Source organism: Dictyobacter vulcani (genome assembly GCF_008974265.1).
Taxonomy (GTDB): domain Bacteria; phylum Chloroflexota; class Ktedonobacteria; order Ktedonobacterales; family Ktedonobacteraceae; genus Dictyobacter; species Dictyobacter vulcani.
This window is the reverse complement of the sequence record NZ_BKZW01000003.1, coordinates 708140-719274: the sequence shown is the minus strand read 5'-3', so window position 1 is coordinate 719274 and position 11135 is coordinate 708140. Positions and strand designations below refer to the sequence as shown.

The window sequence follows — 11135 nt, the reverse complement described above, 5'->3', positions numbered from 1 at the left end:
TGATCTGCCTTATGTTGACGAACCATCTGACCCAAATCTTTGAACCAGATGATAGACCTTGCTCCCGCCGTTGCACTCGCTTGCCGAAGCAGTCCAAGTTCCTGCTGTTCGTGTTCATCGAGGTCCTCTTGGCGGTCACAAGCAACCCAGGTGACCCGTTTGTTGGAGAGAGGAGCTTGAATGCGGTGTGTGCCTGCTTGGAGGATTCTGGGCACTCAGGTACGTGAGATACCGATAGACGGCACGTTCTGACCCATGATTACCCTCGGGCTTTGAGCTCACGGCAGAGCACAGAACCTTTCCGACATCCCTCATTCCAGCGTTTAAGGAGATAGGATTGATAGGGGTCAATGACACTGCTGGAACGGCTGGTACGTGCAGGAAGGAGCTTGAGGTTGGGTCAGCCAGCGGTAGACGGTTCGCTCACTCAGACCTACCAACGGGCGATCCGCTCAGCACTCAACCCTTGTTGCGCCAAGTTCTGAAGCTCTTGATATTGCTGCTGACGGGTCTTTTGTGGAGCTGAGAGCAGGTGCTGTGCCATGGGAGAGGTGGTTACTTTGAGTTCCGTCGAATGCGAGGAAACAGTGCTGAGACACTCTCGGTCAAATTGACTGCAGCACCATGCCAGCATTCAGCACCTGTTTTTTTTTCTTGGGGGGGGGCCTTTGGAGGGGGCGCTTTGCTTTTGTTGGGCTGCTGTGCGTATTCACTCCAGCGATCGCGACTGATGATCGTGACCTCAGGGTGTTCGTGTAGCCAGTTCTTCACCGTAGTAAACGGTGCGATTCGGGAGCATTTCAATCGCGTTGCCTGTCGAGAGGTCGCAGATCAAGGTCCCATAACGCCTTTTGCGCTTGTGGCCCATCATCGAGTCCAATCATTGGTGACAACGCCTGGTCGGATCGGTAGTGGAGTTAGGACGCAAGGAAAACGCAAGAGGCTTGATGGACTTGCGGCCATTCCTAACTGGCTTGCCACACGTGTTCCGGCCTCTGCCCCCAAAGCCAGACCCAGGTGTTGAAGGTGGCCCGCAAACGATTTGGTAGTGCTGAGGTAAATGGGCTAGCAAGCGGCCAAAAGCTTTCAGCAAACGTCTTGTGAGGGCAGGCCGGGTTCCGGCAAAAGAAAACGTCGGACCATCACCTGGAGTCGACAGGATATCACTCACAGGCAGGTCGCGAAGTGACGGAGTAATGACTATGAATATGGGTTGCTGTCGTGCCACATGTGGACAAATCGTAGTAGCTTCTGTTGAGTGAGCACGACATTGACGGTTTCATCCACGTGAATCTGCTCAATCTTCACATGATCTGCTCAGGAAAAATGATCATGAGTTTTTTCAGTTCTTCTACAAGCGGTTCTGAATAATTTGCTTCTTTTCTTTTATTTTACACATATTCTCTTCACGAAAATTGGTGGAGAACAAGGCCGTGTCATGACGAGCCGATTTGAATTGGTCGCCCCAATCAAACGAACGTTAAAAAACAAACGTTAAGAACGTCGGCGATGAAAACGCCGACCAAACTGCGCCGGAATCCAGGCGATCCAACGCCGACATCGTGAACGCCAGTTGGCTACACGCCGGTGGGCAAATCGCCGGCGGCATGTCGTGCTGTGTCTGACAAGGTTGAGGGGGTTCGGCTCTCTGTTCGGCGCTCCTTCATGCGTAACTGCTCCATTGATGGCGATGACCTCTGCATGATGCAGGAGCCGGTCAAGCAAAGCCGTCGCCAGTACCTCATCCCCCAGTAACGCTCCCCAGCCAGTAAAGCTGTATTGGACGTTAGGATAATGGAGCCGTGCTCATAGCGGGCTGCCACCAACTCAAAGAAGTGATGAGCCTGTTCAGCGTGAGCCTGGTGTAGCCCACCTCATCAATGATGAGCAAACTGGGTGCGATGTAGCGCCGCAGGCGCTGACGCATGAGACAGGATGCGAGGCACTCCAGGGACTGAGCCAGTTCCGCCAGCGTCGTAAACAGGACGCTGTGTCCCTCTGCCAGTGCCGATTGGCCAGAGCCAGGCTCAAATGTGTCTTGCCGTTCCCGGAGGGCCGAGAAAGACCACATGGTGCAGGTCCGCACAAAGGGCAGTCGGCCAACTCCCGGATGCGCCGCTCGGAGAGCGAGGGTTGGAACGAAAAATCGAAACCCTCCACTGTTTTTTTGCTGGGAATGCGTGCAGCCTTGAGACGGCGAGCCGTCGCTTTTTGCTCGCGGCCATCCAGCTCTGCGCCCAGGGCTCGCTCCACCATGGTTTCATACGTCCATTGCTCTCGTCGGGCCGTTTCCAGTAACTGGGGTAACGCCATTTGCAGGTGGGTCAAGTTCAGTTGCTTGTCAGGGCTTCGCAAAGTCAGAGTAACCAAGCAAGGGCCTCCTCTGGTGAGATGCAAATCGCCGGATTTGACGAGCCACATTGGAAACCTGATGCATATCCATCAAGGAGAGCACGAGCGAGTTGAGTACGGCAAGCATTTGAGCGACAGGAGGAACGCGAACGCCACATCGTCTTCTCCAACGTCACATCACGGCGCCCATGGAGACGATTTTCCACCGCCCAGTGGTCGCGGATGAGGCGGAAAAGCCGCTGGATCGAACACTGTTCTCGGCTCAAGGTCGTCAATCCGTACACGACCTCTACGCTCCTTTTCTCTGCCGTCTTGCGTTCCCGTTGTAATCGAAAGACCTGCCCAACTTCTCCCCATTCTCGATCCAGCAACTCGTTGAGGTCCGGTGAGGTGAGCAGGTGGCGCCGCTCCAGTCGGCCATGACCTTTTTCGACCTGTTCATAGGAGTGCCAGGTGCTTCGATCAGCGTGTGGATCTTCGAAAAAGAGTTCCAGATCCTCTCGAGTCACGGGCGTATTGTCTTTGATGATCAGAATCACCTCTCCTCCTGCTCAAAGTTACCATGCGTCCAAACGCATGATAACTTTGAGCAGCATCGACGGTGAAAATGCGCCCTTTGCAGAGCACTTCGGTCAACAGCGGCTTGAGGGCACTGACTTCATTCTGCTTGTCGGCAATTGGACACTGATGCAAGACAATTCCTGTTTGCACTTCATACACATGCAACACATGCCTCTGCGGCTTTTCTCCTCCATAGCTCTGCTGACCGGTTCCCCGCAACACTTTGCCATCAATGGCCACATGAACAGCGCGCTGCTCTGCCTGCATCGCGAGACGACTGGGTTCGTCACCACATCGGCTTTCTGCCTCCTGCCGTAGCAACCAATCTCGAAATCGTTCATTGATCTGCTGGCTCTCCAACCGAGCGAGCGCATATTTGTACGTATTGGCACACGGCATACGCTTCCACTTCACGTTCAACTGCTCGCGCAGCCTCTCTCCTTGGTCTCGCGCCCAATCGCTGGCTCCCAACAGGCTTTTCATCCCAGCCAGTTTGGCCAGGATCAGCACGATGAGCACGTCCGCCAACGCATATTGCTTCCCTCGGGCTGCCCGCTGATCAGGGATCTGCGCACAGATGTCGTACAACGAACGCAGGTGCGATGGCTTACTTCTTGAATGGTCTTGCTTTCCGTTTTCAGTGTGCTATATTCCATGCAGAGTCTTTCCTCGAATGACCTTGATTTTTTTTTCATTCTACTGGATTGACTCTTCTTTTTCACCTCCCCGGACTTTTGCGAAGCCCTGTTCTTTTTCACCCCTTTTCTAGAATTGGAAAGCCCTGACCCTCAAAGGGGGGCCATTCATTTTTTGGCTCTCTTCAGGTATACTTGATAGGTAAGCTTTTTTGAGAATATCTCACTGAGTTCTTTTTTTGCCCATGTTCTCCCTTTTTCTCTCATCGCGGTTTTTGGCTTGCTCCCTACTCAGACACCCACGACACCATTTCAGAGACTCCTGTCAGCAACGATGGGAGAACCGACACTTCAGGTGAGATACGACAGGCAGATATCCAGTTCACACTCCTTGCGACCAGGCACAATGATGCCTCGTCCAATCACACCGCGAGTAAGACACCAATCCATAGCGACTCATACTCTCTTGCATTTCTTCGAAGCGTCCTCTCTTTCCAACACAACTCTCACCTCCCCGTTTCTGCTTCCACTCAATCACATATGATCGATACTGCACTTCGATTCCTTTATACGGATCTCGAGACAACTCTTGCCTCATCCTCTCTTGATAGCCTTCCATCAGTTCTTTCTCTCTCCCATGCTCGCTCGCCGCCTGAAATACCTCTTCAAGCCATCCTTCAAACTGTCGAGGCCAATCTCCAAACAGCCCCAAAAAGAACAGGACGACCAAGAGCTTGTGGCTTTCGCTCTCTTGGTTCAAGATCTCTCGATCCCTTTGGGTCAGCATTCCCCATAACTCACACATCTCCCGTTGCTCGTTCCACCTGTAGCTCACCATAAATGCTCTCGTCACGCGCTCCAAAAGCACAAAAATCTGTCTCGCACTCATTCCTTCAGTCCCTCTGGCGTGCTCATTGCACCACGAGAGGGGGTCCCCACCTCTTCGCTCTCTGAGCTTGACCCACTTTTGTGGACAGGACAAATGGGTGGCTGGGTCATCAATTCTTCATAGTGCGTTGGGCTCAGATATCCCAAAGAAGAATGGCGACGTTGACGATTGTAAAAGCATTCAATGTATTCAAAAATGGCGTGTTAGGCTAACGCTCGTGTTGGGAAGGTGATTCCAGAGATGCTTTCCCACTTGAGCGTGCTCCAGAACAACTCCCTAGGAGCTTTGTCATACCAGTTACCCGTTCGGCTCATGCTCACAATCAGGCCAGTTTGTGCCAGAACATCCTGATAGGCTGAACTGGTATATTGCGAACCACGATCAAAATGGTGCAGCAATCCTGGCTGTGGACGGCGGCGCGATACCGCCATCTCTCAGCCATGATGGACCAGCGTTTCATCTCGGTCTCAGGCCAGTGCCCAACCGACAATGGATCGAGAAAACACGTCCAGAATTCCTGCGAGATACAACCAGCCCTCATAGAAGCTGTGCGAAAAGGCTTCAGGGCTGGCTCGCGCCAAGCGGCGAGTCATTAAGCGGATCATACACGTATAGATCCAGTTTTCGGTACTTTCAGGCAGAAACTCATAATCTTTGCAGAGCCGACGACAAAAGGTAAGCCAAGCGAACCTGCGTTCGACAACCCACCGACGCGGAAGAGCCCCTCGGAACCCTGTCCGCTGAGGTGGGAGCGACGCCACTCAAAACGCAGATGGGCGAGATCATTGAGATCACCGATGGGAACCCACTCCCCACGAGGTTTCGGGGTATGTTGGACCACCTCAACACTCCAATGAAACTGTTCCTCTATCCATTTTCTGCCGAAGCCCGTGTAGCCCTGATCCACCCACACATGCGAGATACGAGGAAATTGCTCGTTCATTCTAGCAAACACCAATGGAACGGCTTCCCGTCTTGCAGGTTTGCTGGATGCACTTTTGCCCGCATAATCAGCCCTAGCGTATCAGTCACAATATGCCGCTTGCGACCGCTAACTTTCTTCCCGCCGTCATAGCCACGCTCCCCCCTTTTTGACTCGTTTTCATCGATTGACTATCGATCATCACAGCCGAAGGGGTTGCTTCTCGTCCCAGCTCGCTTCTCAAGCGCTCTCGCAAGGTAGTATGGATCTGCTCCACACGCCCGCCTTGCGCCAAATGCGGAAATAGTACCACACGGTGGACCAAGGCGGAAATTCATGGGGAAGCATCCTCCATTGGCACCCTGTACGTAACACATACCAGATTGCATTGACCACCTCACGCAGATCTGTGGTTCTTGGTCGCCCACCAGGCTTTGCTACCAGAAGCAACGGTTTAAGGATCTCCCACTCTTCATCGCTGATATCACTTGGATACGATCGCCTTCTCATTATATATCTCTTCTATCATCAATCATCCCTGTTACTTGCTCTTGTCTGCTCCTTTCTTCCCATTTTATCACAGGCCTCCTGGCTCTGCTGGCCTTTTCGCACAGCTTCTAGGTTCGCATCATCGTCATATCGGTGACCCACTTTTGATGAGGTGCCGTGGCCTGGAAATCTTGATTCAGAATATTCTCTGCTTTCTGGGCGGGGGGCTTGGCGTGTCGTCGTCGTTCTCACACGTCTGGAACGGGCACACAGGCCCTGCTCGCGCAGCAAGCGGGCCCACACGCTTGCGTGAGGAGCATCGATAGCCTTGCGCTTGCAGTTCCACCAGGATACGTGGGCTCCCATAGCTCTGCCAGCTGGCAGCATAAACATCCTCAATCGCCTGTTTTAACTCGCCACCTTTTCGCTGATGCTGACGCTCTCGGCGTCGGCGCCAGGCATAGTACGCACTCACGGACACGCCAAGCGTCGCACAAAGCCGCGTGACTGGCTCGTCTGCCTGTGCCTCGGCAATGCATTGATAGAGCATCGTTCGGGTTTCGAAAAGATGGCCAGCGCTTCGGACAGAATCTCTCCAAAACCTCTTGATCTTTGATTGGAACGAGTGTACTCTTCTTCTTGGAGAAGCTCAGTGGGGTAGCTCCCTGCTGGAAAAAATCCTGCAGAACCCTTCCACGCTTTGGAGTTCGACTCTTGAAAAAAACTTGGGGGGCGTGTGCGCACACCTGATATGAGGTTGAAGGCCATACTTCTCGTCCGAAGTTGGTAGAGGCACGCCCACAGGATCTCGCTTCTCCACCCAACATCGTCGTTGGTTGTCATGGAAGCAACAGGCAATGATGCCTGAAAGGCAGGAAGCGCTCATGTCACGCAAAACATCATCTCCAGATTCACTAGGAACAGTTCCCCTCCTGGCTCAAAAAACGCTGTACGTTGGCGTTGATATCGGCAAACGAACCCACGTCGCTGGCTTTCTCTCAACGACGTTGCTCGCTCGCCATCAGCGCTTTGAACATTGTCCCGCTTTCTCTTTTGAGAATTCCCGCGAGGGTTTCCGTTCGCTCATCGACCGCATCGAGACCTATGTGCCTCTTCTCCAGGTTCAGGTCTTACTTGAAGTGACTGGCCACTATCATCGAACCTTGATGCAGTATCTTCAAGAGCTTGATATTTCTGTCTATATTATCCATGTTCAGAAGCGGCGGGAAGGGCTTCTCAAATCGGATAAACGCGATGCGCTCGGTCTGGCCAACCAGCTTTACAATCAGCTAGAGAAAGGCATCCAGGTGGATGATCCTCTCCAGGCCGTTCGCCGGCTTGCGCCTCCGACTGAGGCCGCCGCCCAGTTGCGTGGAATGGTTCAGCATCACGCGGAGTTGGTCGTCGAGAGTACGCAACGCAAAAACAAGCTGACCGCAATCTGCGATGAACTCTTTCCAGAGTTTACCCGCCTCTTGCTCAATCCCAACTTACCAACAGCTTTGGCTCTGCGTTCCCGGTTTCCAACCCCTGCCCTCCTGTCCCAGGCTCGTTTCGCCGAGCTGCGCGAGGCACGAGGCAAAACCTGTAGCGTCTCCGATGCAAAACTGAGAGCCTTGCAGCACTTGGCCGCGCAGAGTATCGGGATCAAAGATCCTGCTCATAGTTATATAGTGTCACTGGCATTCAATGGCTATCATGTCACTACACATACTACTGTTTATACATATGGTGAACAGAGTAGTTCCATTACCTCTACATCAGGATCTTCGTCTGGTGCCACCATTGCACCATATTCGTTGACCACCATTGTATTACATTCCAACAGAGACTAAACGCATCGGATTCTCAGTAAAGAAAAGCCATTCCGCAGTTGTCATAACGTTACAACCACGAGATGGCTCTTCTCTTTCACTTAAAGCGATAGGTCATCATTAAACCAGAACTCGCACAACGCAAGCCATGGTATCTGGTTCAATGACATCAAAATTAGTTACTGGCGACGGCTACATCATCAACATAAAAATCAGTGGGATTCTGATTTCCGTTCGTGGCAACAAAGGCAATCTGCACGGTCTGACCTTTGTAGGCACTAATATCGAAAGATGATTTTTGCCAGCTCCCAGTCGTACTACCATCACTCAACTTTTGAGGTGTACTCAACACGGTGCCGCTTGTGCTGCGAACCTGGATAGAAAGATAATCAAATGAGTGTGTCGTCTCGGTCGTATTTACATACCAGTAGTAACTCAACACATCCGATGTACTGCTGGCTGGCAAAGTCACCGTCTGATAGATGCTATCCTGACAATTATTATATCCACAGAGATAGGCCTCATACGAACCAGTATGCGGATTGGAGGAATCAACAATCTCATATCCACCGATGGAACTTTCTACCCACGGAGAGCTACCACTCTCAAATCCACCATTCTGCAACAGATTACCTGTAGGAGTTGGCGTTGGTGTTACAGTGGGCTGGGGCGTTGGTGTTACAGTAGGCTGAGGCGTTGGCGTGCCGGTTGGGATTTTAGTTGGGGTTGGGGTTGGTCCTGGTCCTGTACTACCTAATGCCAACCATTCGGTTCCATTGGGGAAAAGAATATTATCCTGAGCAGCGGGATCATTCCAGCCATTGTAACAGGTATTGCCTGACGCACAGGTGCCGTCATCAATTGCTGAGCTATCACCCATTGCTAATACACGACCACTTCCATAAGTACTGCCAGAGAAGAAGGCTCCAGTCGTACCTGTATTTGAGGAACTGGCACGATAGATAATACCATGGGCGGCTGGATTGTCTGTTTTATTCAATGTTTCCGTGGTACCGTTGCGAATAATACTTCCCTGGGCAGTTCCAAATGGACCGCTTAAGAGAGGATCGCCATTTGGGGTATCATTGCTGGGATTTTCAGAAGCAATGTTCAACACATCAAATTGGATACCGAACACATCACTCTTAACCCCATTATTATTCATGAGGTCATTGAAAATTTTGAGCGAGTCAGAACCATCATTGTTACGATCACTACCATTGTGGTCAGCAATCATGAATAAGCCTCCACCATTTTTCACAAAGTTGAGGATGGCGGTTTTCTCACTGCTTGTAAAGAGCGTATTTGGCTCGGGAAGTACAAAAGCGTTGAAATTGCTCAGATCTTGAGCATTGCTGGTATTTCCATATGTGATCGCGCTGGTGTTTGTTTTGAGTGAATAACGGCCTGTCTTTTGCAGTGCCACACCCCAGGCGCTTATTCCTCCAGTCCAATCAGTTTCTACCTGAGGATTTGCATTCTGAGCCAGTGGATCTGGCTGGCTGGTGCTGATAACCCAGTCAGCATTACCCGCTGTTTCAGCATGTGCGTTATCAAACAGCACTTTGTAGGTGGTTGCAGCATGGGCAACTTGTGGCGACGACGATTTTGGAGCAAATAAAATGGTGCCCAGGCTAAAGAGAAAAATAAAGAGTATGACGAGGACCATTCGGAGACGTGCTTGTGGTTGCGACATAGCATCCCTTCCTTTTCGCAGTTATTTTTGACCCTTACACAATGAGCACATACGTCTGCTGACAACTATGTGCCATTAAGGTCGCTTCTTTTCGATCCCTGTTGTTGGCAGCAGACAGGAATCACCATGCGGAGATTTGTGACGAGCAAGAAACGTGTATAGCAAATGCTACACTATTTCTTCTATAAACAGTATAAATCAATTAGCACTAAAAATCACCATACAAAGAGGGCAATTTTTGAATGAACAACAAATTTAAAGCTTTTTTAATAAAACTATCCTGAATGGATATATAACTCTTAACAATTATCTTTGCTTTAGCACTTATCAAAAGCGCTGCTAGCATCAGAGGACAATTTTAATAGCACCTGAAAAGGTTATATGTGAGCATCTGACCGGATTTTATGCTGTAGAATATTTCTAAAATGAAATCCAGACGCTGTCTCTCACACCTCACAATCGGAATACCAACAGTCAACTATGGATGATAGTTATTTCACCATGACGAAGATCCAAGCGATAGAGCTAGATTTTTTTACCTGCTTTAAGCAACTATTGTATCTAAGCTTTGTAGAATGCATTAACACATGGGTATATATGTCACGAGGCGCCGTTTTCTACGCATCCATTATGCTGACATGGTTGACAAAGTACTTCATCATAAGGTATAAATTGGTAGAAATTAAATTGCCTACAATTTAATTTCTACCAATTTATACCTTATGATGAAGTGAAAATCAGGCCACATTAGTGTAACAGAAGACAGAGAGAAATAGCGGCATAGCATAGTTCGGTATTACAGAAAGGTAGCTAAAATAATGAAAGTTCTCTATACAGCAGAAGCAACCGTCCAGGGTGGACGTGATGGACAGGCGCGCTCGTCGGACGGCAATCTGGCCGTGAAGCTTAGTGTGCCAAAGGAGATGGGCGGTCCTGGAAGTGAGGGCACAAATCCTGAACAATTGTTTGCGGCCGGATATGCCGCTTGCTTCCAGTCCGCGCTGATGCTAACGGCACGTCGCCAGAAGGTTGATGCTAGTGCCTCAACAGTTACCGCTAAAGCAGGTATTGGACCGGTGGGCGAGGGCGCTTTTGGACTTGAAGTTGAGTTACATGTTTTTATCCCTGATGTGGATCAGGAAACCGGCGAGAAGTTGGTTGCACTCGCTCATCAGGTCTGCCCATATTCCAATGCCACTCGCGGCAATATTCCTGTCAGGCTGTACTTTGAAGAGCAGCCACTGGCCATCTACTAATATTGCTCCCAACATCAATAAAATGTGTAGCTACCATTCTGGATAGCTACACATTTTATTGATAATTTTTTCCTTGCGACAAATATAGCTTCAAATGATACGGCCAAACTATTCACATAGGACAGTATCCTTTACAGTTTTATTTATCACAAAGGTACTGCTTGCTTGCAAAAAAATGAGAAGCTCTGGCATACTAATAAAAGATACTATCTGCCTCCAGAGATATTGATTTAGCTTCAAATAAGGAGCACCACATGTATAAAGATACTCCTAAATTTCGTCTATTCATGTATCGGCAATATAGTCAGCAATATGGAGAATTAATTTCAGATGGAGACTATAGTCTCAATGAGAGGGTAAAGTTCGCTAATGGGAAGGCTATAGGAACTGTAACCTGGAAATATCTGAAGCGAGAGGCCGGCCTCATTTACGTACTTGAAGATTATTCTGGATTTCATTTCCAGGTCACAGCTAATGAAATAGTGAGCAAGGCTGAACCCGCGTAGACAACCTGAATACTA

Annotated in this window: 10 protein-coding genes and 3 pseudogenes; 3 read left to right on the top strand and 10 right to left on the bottom strand. The window is 50.0% G+C overall.

All coding sequences use genetic code 11. From position 1 onward, the window contains the following. From KDW_RS34365 to KDW_RS27255, 9 genes and pseudogenes are all read right to left on the bottom strand, one after another. The coding region (locus KDW_RS34365) for a hypothetical protein (RefSeq protein WP_233097930.1) at positions 1-215 on the bottom strand (215 nt) is incomplete at its 3' end. 1279 nt (positions 216-1494) lie between these two features. Then, a pseudogene (locus tag KDW_RS34360) lies at positions 1495-1770 on the bottom strand (ATP-binding protein); the annotation flags it as partial. A 16-nt stretch (positions 1771-1786) separates the two neighbouring features. Then, positions 1787-2313 (bottom strand): annotated as a pseudogene (locus tag KDW_RS27280) (ATP-binding protein). Between the two features lie 44 nt (positions 2314-2357). After that, positions 2358-2861 carry a hypothetical protein gene (locus KDW_RS34355; RefSeq protein ID WP_233097928.1) on the bottom strand — a complete coding sequence of 168 codons (504 nt, stop codon included), beginning with the start codon at positions 2859-2861 and terminating at the stop codon, positions 2358-2360. Further along, a complete protein-coding gene (locus KDW_RS34350; protein ID WP_233097936.1) occupies positions 2815-3432 on the bottom strand; it encodes a transposase family protein in 618 nt (205 codons plus the stop codon). Before KDW_RS34350 ends, KDW_RS34355 begins: the two co-directional genes overlap by 47 nt. Positions 3433-4433: 1001 nt before the next feature. Then, the gene (locus KDW_RS36205; RefSeq protein WP_151759094.1) at positions 4434-4634 is read right to left on the bottom strand and encodes an IS3 family transposase; all 201 of its coding nucleotides are present in this window, start codon (positions 4632-4634) and stop codon (positions 4434-4436) included. 6 nt (positions 4635-4640) lie between these two features. Beyond that, the gene (locus KDW_RS27265) at positions 4641-4868 is read right to left on the bottom strand and encodes a DDE-type integrase/transposase/recombinase (RefSeq protein ID WP_151759061.1); all 228 of its coding nucleotides are present in this window, start codon (positions 4866-4868) and stop codon (positions 4641-4643) included. Positions 4869-5009: 141 nt separating this feature from the next. Beyond that, a pseudogene (locus tag KDW_RS27260) lies at positions 5010-5869 on the bottom strand (IS5 family transposase); the annotation flags it as partial. Positions 5870-6044: 175 nt separating this feature from the next. Then, positions 6045-6398, bottom strand: coding sequence for an IS3 family transposase (locus KDW_RS27255; protein WP_151759060.1), 354 nt, complete (start codon positions 6396-6398; stop codon positions 6045-6047). 334 nt (positions 6399-6732) lie between these two features. Here KDW_RS27255 and KDW_RS27250 point away from each other — a divergent pair, with 334 nt between their 5' ends. Continuing rightward, positions 6733-7683, top strand: coding sequence for an IS110 family transposase (locus tag KDW_RS27250; protein ID WP_162005572.1), 951 nt, complete (start codon positions 6733-6735; stop codon positions 7681-7683). A gap of 154 nt (positions 7684-7837) precedes the next feature. Here the strand turns inward: KDW_RS27250 and KDW_RS27245 are convergent, their stop codons facing one another. Continuing rightward, complete coding sequence (locus KDW_RS27245; RefSeq protein WP_151759059.1) at positions 7838-9358, bottom strand: choice-of-anchor J domain-containing protein; 1521 nt, start codon at positions 9356-9358, stop codon at positions 7838-7840. An 818-nt stretch (positions 9359-10176) separates the two neighbouring features. Here KDW_RS27245 and KDW_RS27240 point away from each other — a divergent pair. Next, positions 10177-10614 (top strand): organic hydroperoxide resistance protein, encoded by a 438-nt coding sequence (locus KDW_RS27240; RefSeq protein ID WP_151759058.1) that lies wholly within the window; start codon positions 10177-10179, stop codon positions 10612-10614. 254 nt (positions 10615-10868) lie between these two features. Continuing rightward, positions 10869-11120 carry a hypothetical protein gene (locus KDW_RS27235; RefSeq protein WP_151759057.1) on the top strand — a complete coding sequence of 84 codons (252 nt, stop codon included), beginning with the start codon at positions 10869-10871 and terminating at the stop codon, positions 11118-11120. The last annotated feature ends 15 nt before the right edge of the window (positions 11121-11135 follow it).